The 16637-nt window shown below is 58.7% G+C and carries 16 protein-coding genes; 4 read left to right on the top strand and 12 right to left on the bottom strand.

Going from position 1 to position 16637, the window contains the following annotated elements; translation table 11 throughout:
• Positions 1 to 55: 55 nt before the first annotated feature.
• From garR to BBB56_RS03010, 5 genes are read right to left on the bottom strand one after another with little or no spacing between them, the layout of a single operon-like run.
• Positions 56 to 940, bottom strand: a complete 885-nt coding sequence (gene garR / locus BBB56_RS03030; RefSeq protein WP_123798676.1) for a 2-hydroxy-3-oxopropionate reductase — start codon at positions 938 to 940, stop codon at positions 56 to 58.
• A gap of 18 nt (positions 941 to 958) precedes the next feature.
• The gene (gene garL, locus BBB56_RS03025) at positions 959 to 1729 is read right to left on the bottom strand and encodes a 2-dehydro-3-deoxyglucarate aldolase (RefSeq protein WP_123799422.1); all 771 of its coding nucleotides are present in this window, start codon (positions 1727 to 1729) and stop codon (positions 959 to 961) included.
• Positions 1730 to 1774: 45 nt separating this feature from the next.
• Positions 1775 to 3106 (bottom strand): glucarate dehydratase, encoded by a 1332-nt coding sequence (gudD, locus tag BBB56_RS03020; RefSeq protein ID WP_123798675.1) that lies wholly within the window; start codon positions 3104 to 3106, stop codon positions 1775 to 1777.
• A gap of 10 nt (positions 3107 to 3116) precedes the next feature.
• A complete protein-coding gene (locus tag BBB56_RS03015; protein WP_123798673.1) occupies positions 3117 to 4463 on the bottom strand; it encodes an enolase C-terminal domain-like protein in 1347 nt (448 codons plus the stop codon).
• 9 nt (positions 4464 to 4472) lie between these two features.
• The gene (locus tag BBB56_RS03010; RefSeq protein ID WP_123798671.1) at positions 4473 to 5819 is read right to left on the bottom strand and encodes an MFS transporter; all 1347 of its coding nucleotides are present in this window, start codon (positions 5817 to 5819) and stop codon (positions 4473 to 4475) included.
• Positions 5820 to 6326: 507 nt separating this feature from the next.
• Here BBB56_RS03010 and garD point away from each other — a divergent pair.
• Positions 6327 to 7886 (top strand): galactarate dehydratase, encoded by a 1560-nt coding sequence (garD, locus tag BBB56_RS03005; RefSeq protein WP_123798669.1) that lies wholly within the window; start codon positions 6327 to 6329, stop codon positions 7884 to 7886.
• A 34-nt stretch (positions 7887 to 7920) separates the two neighbouring features.
• On the opposite strand, the gene BBB56_RS03000 is transcribed toward garD, so the two are convergent.
• The 4 genes from BBB56_RS03000 to syd all read right to left on the bottom strand — a co-directional run bounded on the left by BBB56_RS03000 (position 7921) and on the right by syd (position 10610).
• Complete coding sequence (locus tag BBB56_RS03000) at positions 7921 to 8367, bottom strand: flavodoxin (RefSeq protein ID WP_123798668.1); 447 nt, start codon at positions 8365 to 8367, stop codon at positions 7921 to 7923.
• Between the two features lie 11 nt (positions 8368 to 8378).
• Entirely contained in the window at positions 8379 to 9155 is a 777-nt protein-coding gene (truC, locus tag BBB56_RS02995; RefSeq protein WP_123798666.1) for a tRNA pseudouridine(65) synthase TruC, read from the bottom strand.
• Positions 9155 to 9478: a YqcC family protein gene (locus tag BBB56_RS02990; RefSeq protein ID WP_123798664.1), complete on the bottom strand. Its 324-nt coding sequence runs from the start codon at positions 9476 to 9478 to the stop codon at positions 9155 to 9157. Before BBB56_RS02990 ends, truC begins: the two co-directional genes overlap by 1 nt.
• Positions 9479 to 10043: 565 nt before the next feature.
• Positions 10044 to 10610, bottom strand: a complete 567-nt coding sequence (syd, locus tag BBB56_RS02985; protein WP_123798662.1) for a SecY-interacting protein — start codon at positions 10608 to 10610, stop codon at positions 10044 to 10046.
• A gap of 65 nt (positions 10611 to 10675) precedes the next feature.
• Between syd and queF the strand changes: the two genes are divergently transcribed.
• The 3 genes from queF to xni all read left to right on the top strand — a co-directional run bounded on the left by queF (position 10676) and on the right by xni (position 13870).
• Entirely contained in the window at positions 10676 to 11521 is an 846-nt protein-coding gene (gene queF, locus BBB56_RS02980; RefSeq protein ID WP_123798660.1) for an NADPH-dependent 7-cyano-7-deazaguanine reductase QueF, read from the top strand.
• A gap of 170 nt (positions 11522 to 11691) precedes the next feature.
• Positions 11692 to 13053, top strand: coding sequence for a nucleotide 5'-monophosphate nucleosidase PpnN (gene ppnN / locus BBB56_RS02975; RefSeq protein WP_123798658.1), 1362 nt, complete (start codon positions 11692 to 11694; stop codon positions 13051 to 13053).
• 40 nt (positions 13054 to 13093) lie between these two features.
• The gene (gene xni, locus BBB56_RS02970; RefSeq protein ID WP_123798657.1) at positions 13094 to 13870 is read left to right on the top strand and encodes a flap endonuclease Xni; all 777 of its coding nucleotides are present in this window, start codon (positions 13094 to 13096) and stop codon (positions 13868 to 13870) included.
• A 3-nt stretch (positions 13871 to 13873) separates the two neighbouring features.
• On the opposite strand, the gene rlmM is transcribed toward xni, so the two are convergent.
• From rlmM to BBB56_RS02955, 3 genes are read right to left on the bottom strand one after another with little or no spacing between them, the layout of a single operon-like run.
• Positions 13874 to 14974 carry a 23S rRNA (cytidine(2498)-2'-O)-methyltransferase RlmM gene (gene rlmM, locus BBB56_RS02965; RefSeq protein WP_123798655.1) on the bottom strand — a complete coding sequence of 367 codons (1101 nt, stop codon included), beginning with the start codon at positions 14972 to 14974 and terminating at the stop codon, positions 13874 to 13876.
• Positions 14967 to 15362, bottom strand: a complete 396-nt coding sequence (locus tag BBB56_RS02960; RefSeq protein ID WP_123798653.1) for a DUF423 domain-containing protein — start codon at positions 15360 to 15362, stop codon at positions 14967 to 14969. Before BBB56_RS02960 ends, rlmM begins: the two co-directional genes overlap by 8 nt.
• A gap of 50 nt (positions 15363 to 15412) precedes the next feature.
• Positions 15413 to 16330, bottom strand: a complete 918-nt coding sequence (locus BBB56_RS02955; protein ID WP_123798651.1) for a transcriptional regulator GcvA — start codon at positions 16328 to 16330, stop codon at positions 15413 to 15415.
• Positions 16331 to 16637 lie beyond the last annotated feature (307 nt).

The following is a 16637-nucleotide window of genomic DNA, read 5'->3' as shown; positions in this document are numbered from 1 at the left end:
GATTCATCATCCATGATGACGCTGTGTGGCGGCCGCCGTGGACCGCCGCATAGCGTTAACGGGTAATCTCGACTTTCGCTAATTTCTCATAATAGCAGGCAAGCGCGCTGTGGTCGGCGTTGCCCTGGCCATCGTTGCGCAGCGCCTGCATCATCTCCATCACCGCAGCCGTGAGCGGAAGGTGCGCGCCAATGCCGTGCGAGGTGTCCAGCGCGTTAGCCAGGTCTTTGATATGCAAATCGATACGGAATCCCGGTTTGAAGTTGCGGTCCAGCACCATCGGCGCTTTTGCGTCGAGCACCGTGCTGCCCGCCAGCCCGCCGCGGATCGCCTGATAAACCAGTTCAGGATTAACGCCTGCTTTAGTGGCCAGCGACAGCGCTTCTGACATGGCCGCGATATTGAGCGCGACGATCACCTGGTTTGCCAGCTTGGTAACGTTGCCCGCGCCGATGTCGCCGGTGTGCACCACCGACCCGGCCATCGCCTTCATAATGTCGTAGCAGCGTTCGAAAATCTCTTTGTCGCCGCCGACCATCACTGAGAGCGTGCCTTCAATCGCCTTCGGCTCGCCGCCGCTGACCGGCGCGTCGAGCATATGAATGCCCTTCTCCGCCAGCGCGTCATGCACCTCGCGGCTGGCCAGCGGGGCGATTGAACTCATATCGATAACGATCAGGCCCGGCTTCGCGCCGTCGATGATGCCGTTCTCCCCCAGGCAGACCTCTTTCACCTGCGGCGAGTTGGGCACCATGGTGATCACCACGTCAACCTGCTCGGCGACCTCTTTCGGCGATTTCGCCACGGTCGCGCCCAGCTCGGTTAGTTCCGCCTCGTTGCTGGCGTTGTGGTCGCGCACCACCAGCGAGTAACCGGCTTTCACCAGGTTTTTACTCATCGGTTTGCCCATGATGCCAAGGCCGATAAATCCAATTTTCATTGCCTTTCTCCTCTCGGGTTACTTCTTAAATTTGTCGCACAGCGCCTGAGTGGCCTGACGGAAAACCCCTAAATCGCTGCCTACGGCAACGAAGCTCGCGCCCCATTCCAGGTAGCGGCGCGCATCGGCTTCAACCGGCGCAAGAATGCCGCTCGGCTTGCCCGCCGCTCTGGCGCGCTCAAACACATGCTTGATGACCTTCAGCACCTCCGGATGCGCAGGCTGGCCAAGATAGCCCAGCGCGGCTGAGAGATCGCCCGGCCCCACAAAGATGCCGTCTACGCCCTCTACCGCGGCGATAGCATCGATATTGTCTACGGCCTGCTGGGTTTCGATCTGCACCAGCAGCGTGATGTTGCTGTTTACCGTGGCGTTGTAGTCGGGCAGCGTGCCGTACATATTGCTGCGGTGTGAAACCGAGACGCCGCGAATACCGGCAGGCGGATAGCGCGTTGACGCCACGGCGCGCGCCGCCTCTTCCTCTGTTTCCACAAACGGAATAAGGAAGTTATAGAAACCAATATCCAGCAGACGCTTGATGATCACCGGTTCGTTGCAGGGCGGACGCACCACGGGAGCGCTGACGCTGCCCTTTAGCGCCATCAGCTGCGGCACAAAGGTGGTAATGTCGTTGGGCGCATGTTCGCCGTCCAGCACCAGCCAGTCGAAACCGGCGAGGCCGAGCACTTCGGTAGTAGTAGGGTTCGCCAGCGCGCACCAGCTGCCAATCAGGGTCTCACCCGCCAGCAGACGACGGCGGAAGGTGTTCGGCCAGGCCGTGTTACTCATCATCTCTTCTCCCGTTACAACGGCTCCCCGCAGGGAGCCAAAAGGTTAGCGCACCAGGCATGGACGTTTATTGTCGAAGGTCCAGTTCGGCACGAGATACTGCATCGCCTGCGCATCGTCGCGCGCGCCCAGGCCATGTTTCTGATAGAGCGCGTTGGCCTGCATCACCTGATCCATATCCAGCTCGACGCCGAGACCCGGCTTTTGCGGCACCTGCACCATGCCGCCTTTGATTTGCAGCGGCTCTTTGGTCAGGCGCTGATTGCCCTCCTGCCAGATCCAGTGGGTATCGATCGCGGTGATAGCCCCCGGCGCGGCGGCCGCGACGTGGGTAAACATCGCCAGCGACACGTCGAAATGGTTGTTGGAGTGCGAACCCCAGGTCAGGCCAAAGTCGTGACACATCTGCGCCACCCGCACCGAACCCTGCATGGTCCAGAAATGCGGATCGGCCAGCGGAATATCCACCGACTGAAGCGACAGGGTGTGGCCCATCTGACGCCAGTCGGTGGCGATCATATTGGTGGCGGTGGGCAGCCCGGTCGCGCGGCGGAACTCCGCCATCACTTCGCGCCCGGAATAGCCCTGCTCCGCGCCGCACGGATCTTCTGCATAGGCCAGCACGCCTTTTAGCTGTTTGCCCAGCAGGATCGCCTCATTGAGCGACCAGGCCCCGTTGGGGTCAAGCGTGATGCGCGCCTCCGGAAAGCGCTTCGCCAGCGCCGTTACCGCCTCCGCCTCTTCGCCGCCGCGCAGCACGCCGCCCTTAAGCTTGAAGTCGTTGAAGCCATATTTGTCGTAAGCGGCTTCCGCCAGGCGCACTACCGCCTCCGGCGTCAGCGCCTCTTCGTGACGCAGGCGATACCAGTCGCAGGCGTCGCTCTCCTGGCTCTGATAGGGCAGCGCGGTTTTTTTACGGTCGCCCACGTAGAACAGGTAGCCGAGCATCTCGACGCGGTCGCGCTGCTGGCCGTCGCCCAGCAGCGTAGCGACGTTGACCTGTAAATGCTGCCCCAGCAGGTCGAGCAGCGCCGCTTCGATGCCGGTGACGACGTGAATCGTGGTGCGCAGGTCAAAGGTCTGGCTGCCGCGTCCCGATGAGTCGCGATCGGCAAAGGTGCTGCGCACCAGGCTGAGCACGTTTTTATACTCGCCGACCGTTTTGCCGACCACCAGCGATGCGGCGTCCTCCAGCGTCTGCCGAATTTTTTCGCCGCCGGGTATTTCCCCTACCCCGGTGTGGCCCGCGTTGTCCTTGATGATAACGATGTTACGGGTGAAAAAAGGCGCGTGCGCGCCGCTCAGGTTGAGCAACATGCTGTCATAACCGGCAACCGGAATGACCTGCATCGCGGTGACTTTCGGTGTCGAACTCATTTCCTGCTCCTTACACTGTGGCGCGGCCAAATGCCGGGCGCTTGCGGTCGAATGTCCAACCGGGAATTAAATACTGCATCGCGGTGGCGTCGTTACGCGCGCCCGCGGGCAGTGAGGTATAGAGATCGTTGGCCTGCCGCAGACGATCCCAGTCCAGCTCAATGCCAAGACCAGGGGCGTCCGGCACGGCGATTTTGCCGTTGCGAATTTGCAGCGGCTGTTTCGTCAGGCGCTGATCGCCCTCCTGCCAGATCCAGTGGGTATCGATCGCGGTGGGTTTGCCCGGCGCGGCCGCGCCTACGTGGGTAAACATCGCCAGGGAAATATCGAAGTGGTTGTTAGAGTGGCAGCCCCAGGTGAGTCCCCAGTCGTCGCACAGCTGCGCCACGCGCACCGCGCCGCTCAGCGTCCAGAAGTGGGGATCGGCCAGCGGGATGTCGACGGCGTTAAGCATCACCGCATGGTTCATCTCGCGCCAGTTGGTGGCGATCATATTGGTGGCGACAGGCAGCCCCGTTGCGCGGCGGAACTCCGCCATCACTTCGCGCCCGGAATAGCCCTGCTCCGCGCCGCACGGATCTTCGGCATAGGTCAGGACATCGCCCATCCCTTTACACAGGCGAATCGCTTCGTCCAGATGCCAGGCGCCGTTGGGATCGACGGTGATGCGCGCCTCCGGAAAGCGCCGCTTCAGCGCGACGGCGGCGTCGATCTCCTGCTCGCCCGGCAGCACGCCGCCTTTAAGCTTGAAGTCCTTAAAGCCGTACTTGTCCTGCGCCGCTTCCGCCAGCCGTACAATGGCGTCTGACGTCAACGCTTCCTGATGACGCAGGCGATACCAGTCATGGCCGCCGCTATCGCCGCTCTGGTACGGCAGATCGGTTTTACGCCGATCGCCGATATAAAACAGATAGCCGAGCACCGTCACTTCAGCGCGCTGCTGGCCGGGACCGAGCAGCTCCGCCACCGGTACGCCAAGGCACTGACCGAGCAGATCGAGCAGCGCGGCTTCCAGCGCCGCCACGGCGTTGACGCGCAGCTCAAACGTCCAGGCGCCCTTGCCGAACGTATCGAAGTCGGCGGTCTGATTGCCCTGATGCACCTGCTGCACCAGCCGGTTCATGCGGGCCACCTGCTGGCCTTTCACCTGCGGGATCGCCGCGAGCAGCGTCTGATAAATGGTGTCGCCGCCCGGCGCTTCGCCAACGCCGGTATGACCCGCGCTGTCGGTCAGCACCACGATATTGCGGGTAAAACAGGCGTTGTGCGCGCCGCCGATGTTCAACAGCATGCTGTCGTATCCGGCGACCGGGATCACCTGCATATCGGTAATCACCGGCGTACTTTGCGTACTCATATTCTCTCCTTATGTCCGGTGTTTCAGTTCGACGCGTTTAATGTCCCCGGCAATCACCAGGAAGCTAAACGCGGCGACGAACGCATGAATGCCGACATAGATCAGCGCGCCCTCAAACGAGCCGCTGGTGGCGATGATGTAACCAATAGCAATCGGCGTCACAATGCCGGAGAAGTTGCCGAACATATTGAACAGTCCGCCGCTCAGACCGCTGATCTCCTTCGGTGCGGTATCCGCCATCACGGCCCAGCCCAACGCCCCGATGCCTTTGCCGAAGAACGCCAGCGCCATAAAGAACACCACCACCCATTCCGTTTCGGTGTAGTTACACATCACCATGCTGATCGAGAGCAACATGCCGAGGACGATAGGCGTTTTGCGCGCGATATTAAGCGAGCCGGTTTTGCGCATCAGGTAGTCGGAGATCACGCCGCCCAGCACGCCGCCGAGGAAGCCGCACACCGCCGGGACAGAGGCGATAAAACCCGCCTTGAGAATCGACATGCCGCGCGCCTGCACCAGATAAACCGGAAACCAGGTAATAAAGAAGTAGGTCAGGGCGTTAACGCAGTACTGGCCGAGATAGATGCCCCACATCATGCGCGTTGAGAGTAGCTGTTTGATTTGATACCACTTTTCATCCCAGCTCACTTTGCGCTCAGCTTTTTTCGCGTCCATATTGATCAGCGCGCCGCCCTGCTCCATGTACTCCAGCTCCGCTTTATTGACGCCGGGATGGTCGTTGGGATCGTGGATCACCTTCAGCCAGATAAAGCTCAGGATGATGCCGAGACCGCCCATAAACCAGAACACATGCGCCCAGCCCACTGCCGATACCAGCCAGCCCATAATCGGCGCGAAGATCACCGTGGCGAAGTACTGCGCCGAGTTAAAGATGGCGACGGCGGTGCCGCGCTCCTGCGCCGGGAACCAGGCTGCCACGATACGGCTGTTGCCGGGAAAAGAGGGCGCTTCCGCCAGACCGACCATAAAACGCAGCAGAAACAGCGACACCACGATGCCATAGCCGCTGAAGACATCGACGAAGCCCTGCAACAGGGTAAACAGCGACCACAGGAAGATGCTCCAGAAGTAGACGCGTTTCGATCCAAAGCGGTCCAGCAGCCAGCCGCCGGGTATCTGACCGATAACGTAGGCCCATGAAAACGCAGAGAAGATGTAGCCGAGGCCGACCGAATCCAGACCAATATCTTTGGACATGGCGGAACCGGCAATGGAAATGGTGGCGCGGTCGCCGTAGTTGAACGAGGTGACGATAAACAGCATCACCACGATCCAGTAGCGGGCGTTGGTGCGCTTTTGCACCGCTTCCGCCGTCTGGCTGTAACTATTCATGATGCACTCCTGAAATATAGCGTTCGCTACATTCGCTCTGACTGCATACACATCGCGTTGGGTATCAGAGAGAAGTCGGGTTAAACACGGCGATTTTTTTATAGGGGCAAACCGATAGTGCGTCGTGACGAATAACCTAACGTCGTATTGCGAGAGCCAGTATAGAAAGGGCAAAAAGCGGTGGCACTGGATGAATGCCTGACAATAACGGGTATTTGCGAGGCATTCTTTTGCACCTGCACAACTGTCTGCGGCGTACCTCACGGAACCCGGTTTTTTCACCCGAAAACGGTTAACTTTTAAACAGATAAACAGGGCTTTGTGAGACTCTTCACTTGCGTTTGGATAAACGCTATGAAAACAGCTGATACAGGGGCTTAAAGCCAGTCAGTTGCACAATGCGGCGGGCATACCTCGCCCCTATACTAAAGCTGGCAAATCCGATAGGCATGATAAAGAAACGATAAGGCGCCGCCATGTACGGCGCATATGACTGAAAGGTGAGCGATGAAGCGAATAGTCAATGAGCCGCCACTCTGTATTAAAGTCCATGAAGATGACAATGTCGCCATCGTGGTCAATAACCAGGGACTCCCGGCAGGCACCCTCTTTCCCGATGGCCTGACGCTGACAGAACATGTGCCGCAGGGGCATAAAGTCGCGTTATCGCCCATTGCGCAAGGCGCAGCTATTCGCCGCTATGGCGAAGTCATCGGCTACGCGCTGCGCGATATTCCGCAGGGCAGCTGGATTGAAGAGTCGCTGGTGGCTTTGCCTGAAGCGCCGCCGCTCGCCAGCCTGCCGCTGGCCACTAATGTGCCGCCCGATCTGCCCCCGCTTGAAGGCTACACCTTTGAAGGCTACCGCAACGCCGACGGCAGCGTGGGAACGCGCAATCTGCTCGGCATCACCACCAGCGTGCACTGCGTGGCGGGCGTGGTGGATTATGTGGTGCAGATTATCGAGCGCGACCTGCTGCCCCTTTATCCCAACGTCGACGGCGTCGTGGCGCTCAACCATCTTTACGGCTGCGGCGTAGCGATTAACGCGCCCGCGGCCGTGGTGCCGATTCGCACTATCCATAACCTGGCGCTGAACCCCAACTTCGGCGGTGAAATTATGGTGGTCAGTCTCGGCTGCGAAAAGTTGCAGCCTGAGCGGTTACTGACCGGCACCGACGACGTGCAGGCCATCTCGCTGGATGACAGCGATATTGTGCGCTTACAGGACGAACGCCACGTCGGCTTCGGCGCGATGGTCGAGGAGATCCTCAGCGTGGCGAAAAAACATCTGGAGCGCCTCAATCAGCGCCAGCGCGAAACCTGCCCGGCGTCGGCGCTGATCGTCGGGATGCAGTGCGGCGGCAGCGACGCTTTTTCCGGCGTAACGGCCAATCCCGCCGTGGGCTTCGCCTCCGATCTGCTGGTACGCTGCGGCGCGACGGTGATGTTTTCGGAAGTGACCGAAGTGCGCGACGCGATTCATCTGCTGACGCCACGCGTCATTAATGAAGAGGTTGGCAGGCGACTGCTGGAAGAGATGGCGTGGTATGACGACTATCTCGATCAGGGAAAAACCGACCGCAGCGCGAACCCTTCGCCCGGCAATAAGAAAGGCGGACTGGCGAACGTCGTGGAAAAAGCGCTGGGTTCGATCGCCAAGTCGGGCCGCAGCCCCATTGTCGAAGTGCTGTCGCCGGGCCAGCGTCCCACGCGGCGCGGGCTGATTTACGCCGCCACGCCCGCCAGCGATTTTGTCTGCGGCACGCAGCAAATGGCGTCGGGAATTACGTTGCAGGTGTTTACTACCGGCCGCGGCACCCCTTACGGGCTGGCGGCGATTCCGGTGATAAAAATGGCGACGCGCACGGCGCTGGCCGATCGCTGGCACGATCTGATGGACATCAATGCCGGAACGATCGCGACGGGCGAAGAGACCATTGAGCAGGTTGGCTGGCGGCTGTTTCATCTGATTCTGGAGATCGCCAGCGGCCGTCAGCAAACCTGGTCGGATCGCTGGGGGATCCGCAACCAGCTGGCGGTATTCAATCCGGCGCCGGTGACCTGAATATCACGCGCTGCGCTGGCGCAGCGCGGTTAACTCAAAGCTCTTTTCCCCAGGCTTCAACCCAGGGCGAGGTAACGGACTCCGGTTCGGGATCCTCAACGGCATCCACCAGCAAGACGTCGCCGACGCGCTTCGCGCTCTGCTCCTGCAACAGCGCGTCAAACGTCTTGCCCGCGCCGCAAAAATGGTCGTAGCTGCTGTCGCCCAGGGCGATGACCCCATAGCGCAGCTCTGGCTGATAGCCCAGCTTATCTTTCACTTCGCGATACAGACCGGCGATGCTGTCGGGAAAATCGCCCTGGCCGGTGGTGGAGGTGATCACCAGAACCACATCACTGCTGTAATTTTGCCACTGCGCTAAGGTGGCATCGTCAAATACCGCCACCTCATGACCCTGCGCCTGCAAAATCGGCTGCGCCTCTTCCGCCACCAGCAGCGCGTTGCCGTACACCGTACCTACAAATATGCCAATCTTTGCCATGTGCCTGCTCCTTAAACCAGAAGGTTATCCTCGCCCGCCTCGTCGGCAAACTCAAGTGCTGCGGCATTAAACGCCTCTTGCCAGCCAAACTGCTGCGCCAGATGCCGCCATACCCCATCCAGTCCGGCGCGGATCACCAGCGGCTCGCCGGTTATCGGGTGCGTCAGCGCCAGACTGCTGGCGTGCAGCATCAGGCGATCGGCAGCGAAATGCTGCGCCGCGCCGCGATTCTGACGCAGATCCCCGTGCGTAGTGTCGCCGATGATCGGATGACGCAGATGCGCCATATGACGACGCAGCTGGTGTTTGCGGCCGGTGCGCGGCGAGAGCTGCATCAGGCTGTAGCGCGCGCTTGAATATCGGCCAATCGCTACCGGCATCTCCGTCCAGGCCAGCGCCTGATAATCGGTGACCGCCGGCTGAGCGGCGCGTTGTTGCGTGGCGAACTTATCGGCGATCTTATCCAGCTCTTCGACCAGCGGATAATCCAGCGTGCCGCTCTCCTGCAACCAGCCGCGCACCACCGCATGGTAGGTTTTTTGTATTTTATGCTGCTCGAACTGCTGCGCCAGCAGACGTCCTGCCTCGCTGGACAGGCCCATCAGCAGCACGCCGGAGGTAGGGCGATCGAGGCGGTGGGCAGTGAAAACGTGCTGGCCAATCTGGTCGCGCACGGTCTGCATCACCACCACTTTCTCTTTACGGTCCAGCCAGCTGCGGTGTACCAGCCAGCCAGCAGGTTTGTTGACCGCGACCAGCCACTCGTCCTGATAGATAATCTCCAGCATCAGGACGTCTCATCTGAGAACAGGGCGTCAAGCTGCGTCAGACAGCGCAGGAGCGCGGCGTGGCCAGGGGTGCTGGACGCCAGCGCGACTTCAAAATAGGGCGCGACGGCGAAATTTTGCGGCAGCGGCTGCCGCGCGGCGATAAGCGCCCGCATACGCGGGATCAATACCCATTGCAGCCACTCAAGCGGCTCCAGCGTATCCAGGCAGAAAGGCTGGCTGCTGGCGAGCGCGCTGGCCGACGGCGGCGTCGTCTGCCAGTGTTGATGATCGCGCATCAGCATTTCAAGCTGGTCCAGCCGTTGTAACAATAAAGGCGTCATACGCCACCTCCGGCGAGCAAAAAATCGGGCGGCAAGCATATACCATCGCCGGACGCGCGCGCAAAAAAAGGGAGCACTGTGTTAACAGTGCTCCCGGTTCGTTTGCAGCCTTCCCGCTACGTTGATGCTCCCTGCTCTTCCCTGACAACTTTTCCTGTGCGCCATCCTGCGCTTATCATCCTGATAATTCCCTTGGCTTCCTGGCCCGCCGCCCATCATGGGTGACTCTCATTCTCCGTCCTGGAGGTGTCCCTGTCTCGTTCCTGAGTGTCCTGCTTCATCCTGAAGCCTTCCCTGTGACGTAAACTCCGTTACGGTCCCGCCTCCTGGCCTGCGTCTCCAGACGCGGTCCTTATCCTCTGGCTTCCTGCCAATGCTGTTTATTCTGGCAGAGACCGTTGAATAAACAAGGTACTAAAAATCGTTACGCTATTATTTATAGACCCAAATTAGGACTAATGCCATTAAGTCAATGATTCACAATATTTTTACATTCGAGACATATGGCAGTGTTTTTGTAAAAATGCCAATCTCTCACATCCAATGTGAGAAATATCTCACAAGACTACCAGGTATTATCTGCAAAGGGTTCGATAACCGGTTGTAAGTTCTTAAGAAACATCTGAAGATCATAGGCCAGGATCTGCTGTTTTTTTGTGCCGGGCTGTTCAAGAATCACCTCGCCGGAGAGATTACACAGCGAAATGATCTCCTGCTCGGACGCCGTGGTGGCGATAAACAGGGTCGGCGTCTGTTTCAGACGACGCTTCATCACCAGATGGCCGATCAGGTTCTCCTGCAACCGCACAAAATCCTCTTCGCTCCAGACCTGTAGCAGCGATATTCTCCTCCCATCGGCGCACGCCGTCATATCGCCGGCAAACTGCGTGGTGTAAAAGGCGGTGATCGCCTCCTGAAGCTGAATATCCAGCGCGCGCTCGACCGCTTCCAGCGTTGCGGGCAAGGTAAAAGGTTGCGGCTGCCACCAGACTTCATCGGTCTGCGTCGCCACAATGCAGGGCGACGGCACGCCGACCAGCGCCTGACTGGCGGGCGCGTGACCGGTGCGCTGCTGCCAGGCATCGCAATATCGGGTGGTAAACTGTCGCAGGGCGTCCGTAGTCTGTTGCATTACTCTTTTTCTCACCTCTGATGGGTTACACTTACCCACTTTGTTTTGTTTAACGGGTAACCGCTATGTCTTTATATGAAAAGGATCAGGCGCTGAGCAACCTGACCCTGGGCAAACCCACAGCCTATCAGGATCGCTACGATGCCAGCCTGCTACAGGCGGTGCCGCGCAGCCTGAACCGCGCGCCGCTGGGCCTGACGCCAGACTCGCTGCCGTTTACCGGCGCCGACATCTGGACGCTGTATGAACTCTCCTGGCTCAACAGTAAAGGCGTTCCGCAGGTGGCGCTGGGCGAAGTCGTCCTCAACGCCACCAGCGAACATCTTATCGAGTCGAAAAGTTTTAAGCTCTACCTTAACAGCTTTAACCAGACGCGCTTCGCCGACTGGGGCGAGGTTCGTCAGACGCTGGAGCGCGATTTAGGCGCCTGCGCGCAGGGCGAGGTCAGCGTGGCGCTGTTTCGCCTGAGCGAAATCGAAGGCCAGCCTGTCGGTCAGTTTAGCGGTTCCTGCATCGACGAGCAGGACATCGAGATCGACGACTACAGTTTTAACGCCGACTATCTCGCTGGCGCAGCGGGCAGCGACCGCGTTGAAGAGACGCTGGTCAGCCATCTGCTGAAATCCAACTGTCTGATTACTCATCAGCCAGACTGGGGTTCGGTGATGATCCGCTATAAAGGCCCGCGCATCGACCGCGAGGCGCTGCTGCGCTATCTGATCTCTTTCCGACAGCACAATGAGTTTCATGAGCAGTGCGTGGAACGCATCTTTAACGATGTGCTGCGCTTTTGCCAGCCGGAACAGCTTACGGTGTATGCGCGCTATACGCGCCGTGGCGGCCTGGATATTAACCCCTGGCGCAGCAACGTTCCCTTTACGCCGGGCTTTTCGCGTCTGGCGCGTCAGTAGCTTTGCGAGGCTTCTCGCAGCCTGCGCGTCAGGCGTTGCGTTCCTCTTGAGCATTCCCGCTCGACAAGGCTACTCTGGTGGAGGCGGCGATCGGAGGATGGCCGACCAGGGATTTTCGCCGCCGCGAAGGCGGTGTCATCAGTCACCCAGGCGGGTGTAACGGAGTTCATTTGATTACGCATATCAGCCCTCTTGGCTCGATGGATCTGCTGTCTCAGCTGGAAGTGGACATGCTCAAGCGCACGGCGAGCAGCGATCTTTACCAGCTGTTTCGTAACTGCTCGCTCGCCGTGCTTAATTCAGGCAGCCAGACCGACAGTAGTCACGAACTGCTTTCCCGCTTTGAAAGCTTCGACATTAACGTGTTGCGCCGTGAACGCGGCGTAAAGCTGGAACTCATCAATCCGCCGGAAGAGGCGTTTGTCGACGGGCGCATTATTCGCTCCCTGCAGGCCAACCTGTTCGCCGTGCTGCGCGATATTCTTTTCGTTAACGGCCAGCTGTCGATTGCCGGGCTGGAAGAAGCCGCGCCGGACGATTCGGCGCATATAACCAATCAGGTCTTTTCTATTCTGCGCAACGCGCGCGCGCTGCACATCGGCGAATACCCCAATACCGTGGTGTGCTGGGGCGGCCACTCGATTAACGCGGTGGAGTACCAGTATTGCCGCAACGTCGGCACGCAGCTGGGCTTGCGTGAGCTGAATATCTGCACCGGCTGCGGCCCAGGCGTGATGGAAGCGCCGATGAAAGGCGCGGCCGTGGGCCATGCCCAGCAGCGCTATCGCGACAGCCGCTTTATCGGCCTGACCGAGCCGTCGATCATCGCCGCCGAGCCGCCGAATCCGCTGGTCAATGAGCTGATCATCATGCCGGACATTGAAAAGCGTCTGGAAGCCTTTGTGCGTATCGCGCACGGCATCATTATTTTCCCCGGCGGCGTGGGCACGGCGGAAGAGCTGCTCTACCTTCTGGGCATTATGATGAACCCGCAAAACCATGAGCAGGTGCTGCCGCTGATTCTTACCGGCCCGCAGGAGAGCGCCGACTACTTCCACGTGCTGGACGATTTTATCGTTAACACGCTGGGCGAGGCCGCGCGTAAGCACTACAAGATCGTGATCGACGATGCGGCGGAAGTGGCTCGTCTGATGAAAAAAGCGATGCCGCAGGTGAAAGAGTATCGCCGTGAAACCGGCGACGCCTACAGCTTTAACTGGTCGATTCGCATCTCGTCAGATCTGCAAAAGCCGTTTTATCCGTCTCACGAAAATATGGCGAACCTCAATCTCTACACCAGCCAGCCGGCAGAGCAGCTGGCGGCGGATCTGCGACGCGCCTTCTCCGGTATCGTGGCGGGCAACGTTAAAGAGGTGGGCATCCGCGAAATTCGCGAAAAAGGGCCGTACAAACTGCACGGCGAGCCTGAGATTATGCGCCGCATGGACGAACTGCTACAGGGATTTGTTGCTCAGCACCGCATGAAGCTGCCGGGCACCGCCTATATTCCCTGCTATGAGATTATTAAATAACCCGCAAGGAAGGCAGCCCGAACGGGCTGCCGGTTAGCCTATGTCATTTCATCTTCTTATCGTAGACGCCCTCAATTTGATACGTCGTCTGCATGCCGTACAGGGATCGCCCTGCGTCGAGGGTTGCGTCGCGGCGCTGCGTCAGCTGCTGGGCCATACGCAGCCGACGCATGTCGTCGCGGTATTCGACAGCGAGCTGCGCCATCAGGGCTGGCGTCATCAGCTGTTGCCGGACTACAAAAGCGGGCGGCCGCCGATGCCTGACGATCTGCACGCGGAAATGCCCGCGCTACAGGAGGCTTTTCGCCATATCGGCGTAAGCTGCTGGGTTGCGGAAAGCGACGAAGCGGACGACCTGGCCGCCACGCTGGCGGTAAAAATGGCCCAGGCGGGTCATCAGGCGACCATTGTCTCTACCGACAAAGGCTATTGTCAGCTGCTTGCGCCGCAAATCCGCATTCGCGACTATTTCCAGAAGCGCTGGCTGGATGTGCCTTTTATCGAGAGTGAATTTGGCGTTGCGCCGGATCGACTGCCGGATTACTGGGGACTGTGCGGCATTAGCAGCAGTAAAATTCCCGGCGTGGCGGGCATCGGTCCGAAAAGCGCGAAAACCCTGTTGCAAACCTTTGGCTCACTCGACGCTATCTATCAACAGCTCGACGCGGTGCCGGAGAAATGGCGCGCGAAGCTGGCAGCGGGACAGGAGTCTGCTCTCCTCAGCCGGGAGGTAGCGAGACTGAAGCAGGATCTGGCGTTGCAGGGAAATCTGAAAACGCTGCGCTATGAAGGCCAGGCGTTGTCACGCCCGGCCTGAAGCTTAGCGTTCGTCGCGGCGGCCTGGAATGGCTCCCCAGATGCGGCGAATATGCACCGTCACCTCTTCGCGATCGTGATAAAGCTGGCGTGCGCGGATCTGCGCGTTGATGCCCTGCGCTTTAAGCGCTTCGGCCATCATAGTCAGATTCTGCGTGACCTCTTCATAACGCTTTTTCATCGGCAGCTTGAGGTTAAAAATGGCTTCGCGGCACCAGCCGTTGACCAGCCACTCCGTCATCAGGTTAGCGACGCGCACGGGTTTTTCCACCATGTCGCACACCAGCCAGTCGTTGTTGTTGCGCGTCGGGCGAAACTTAAAGCCGTCTTCGCGGCAGTGCGTCACCTGACCGGTGTCCATCAGGCTCGGCGCCATGGGACCGTTATCCACCGCGTAAACCCACATGCTGCGCTTAACCAGCTGATAGGTCCAGCCGCCAGGACAGGCGCCCAGATCGACGGCGTGCATGCCGCCGGCCAGCCGCTCATCCCATTCGTCGGCGGGAATAAAAACGTGAAACGCCTCTTCCAGCTTCAGCGTGGAGCGGCTCGGCGCATCCGCCGGGAATTTCAGGCGCGGAATGCCCATATAGAACGGCGAGTTATTGCCGACCAGCGAGTAGCCGACGTAGCAGGCGCCGGGGGCGATAAAGAAGACGTGCACCACCGGGCGTTTCGGACTTTCATAATTAAGCAAAATCCCCGCTTCGCGCAGGCTGGCGCGCAGCGGTACGGTAAATTTGCGGCAAAACTTTGTCAGCTCTTTGGCTTCGTTGGTGTCTGGCACCTCAACCCGCAGTTCACCGCCCTTCTCCACCACCCCGGTCAGCATACCGACGACAGGCGTAATGCGATCTTCCGGCGGCAGATCCTTCAGCAGCTCGCCCACCACCAGCATCTGCCGGGCAAAAATCAGCGAATCAAACGGCATATCACGCACCAGACGCTCGGCGTCTTCATGCTGATAGCACTCAAACAGCACATAGCCGCTGTTCTCTTTTACGCGCGGAAAACCATAGATCTCGCGCTCGGCGGCGTTGGCGGCGATTTCTGCCGCACACTCTTTTTCAAAACCGGGACGGCAATAGAGTAAAACTTTATTCATGGCGATCTGCCTTTCGTTTCAGACGCAGCGCGCCAATCAACATCAAAAACCAGCCGATCAGGAAGCAAAACCCTCCTACCGGCGTCACGAAAACCCAAAACTTCAGATGCGACAGCGCCAGACAATACAGGCTGCCGCTAAACAGCACGATCCCCAGCGCGAGAAACGCGCTGCTCCAGTAAAACCAGAGATTGGCGCGGCGCAGCATCGCCGCGCCTAAACCGATCACGGCCAGCGTATGGTAGGCCTGATACTCCAGCCCGGTATGGATCCAGGCCATTTCGGCTGGACCCAGCGAGCGACTTAATACGTGGGCGCCGAAAGCGCCAAACGCCACCAGCAAAAAACCGCTGATGGCGGAAAAAATAAACATGGCACGACTGGACATCTGACTATCCTTAAGGCGCAGCGATCATTCACTGCACGGAAATCAACAGGTTAGTGGTCATAGCGAAAACGGAATTTTTCTTGTTCGCTGGCGGCTTTCGCAAGGATCCACTGCCGAAAGGCAGCTATTTTACCCAGTTCTGCCTGGCTGTCATGACAAACCAGATAAAAAGCGTTTTTACTGACTAATACGTCGTTGAACGGGCAAATTAATCGTCCCGCTTCAATCTCGCTTTGCGCCATCACGTTATTCGCCAGCGCCACCCCCTGACCGTGAATGGCGGCCTGCAATACCATGGCGCTATGGCTGAAGATAGGTCCCTGCTGCACGTTAATGTGCTGCAAGCCTAGCTGACGAATATAGGATTGCCAGTCGCGCCGCGACGCGTCATGCAGCAGCGTAAAGCGTGACAAATCCATCGGCGTTTTCAACGGGTTATCGCCGGTCATCAGCACCGGCGAGCAGACGGGCAGCAGATATTCCGCATAGAGTTTCTCCACGCGCAGCCCAGGCCAGTTGCCGCGTCCGTAGAAAATGGCGACATCCACATCGTCAGCCAGCTTCTCTTCATCGCGGTCCACCGCCTGAATACGGACATCGATGCCCGGATAAGCCATATTAAAGCTGGAAAGACGCGGCACCAGCCACTGAATGGCGAAGCTGGGCAGCAGGCTCACCGTCAGCGCCCCTTTCGCGCTGCGCGCCTGAAGTTTGCGCGTCGCATCGTTGAGCGCGGTAAAAATCTCCTTGATGTCGAGGTAGTAGCTTTGCCCCTCTTCCGTCAGCAACAGCGAACGATTCCTCCGGCGAAACAGCTTTAACCCCAAAAAATCTTCCAGAGATTTTATCTGGTGGCTTACAGCTGCCTGAGTCACGAACAGCTCTTCGGCGGCTTTGGTAAAGCTAAGATGACGCGCCGCGGCATCAAATACGCGGAGGGCATTGAGAGGAGGAAGGCGTTTCGACATGGTTTTCCGTGCTCGGATCGAAGGCAAAACACATAAGCTAATACACAGCGCTTACATATTAGTTTTAGTAATCCGAGACATTATAAATTGTCCGTTGAGGAAGCTCCAGCAAATACCTATAGTTGCCGCACTTCCTGAGCCGGAACGAAAAGATTTCAGGATTTGTGAGTGAGTTCGCAGACTTCCGGGAAACTTTTGGCTTGTGGTCGTGATGTTGTGTTTGCATTTTGATCTGACGATTGCAGATCAAACTTTTAATTCCTGTAGATTTACCCTGTCTGTCCATAGTGATTTTGAATAGCACCGC

Origin of the sequence: Candidatus Pantoea deserta, assembly GCF_003813865.1 — a bacterium.
Taxonomy (GTDB): Bacteria; Pseudomonadota; Gammaproteobacteria; order Enterobacterales; family Enterobacteriaceae; genus Pantoea; species Pantoea deserta.
Note: the sequence above shows the minus strand (reverse complement) of the source record. Positions and strands in the feature narration are given on the sequence as shown.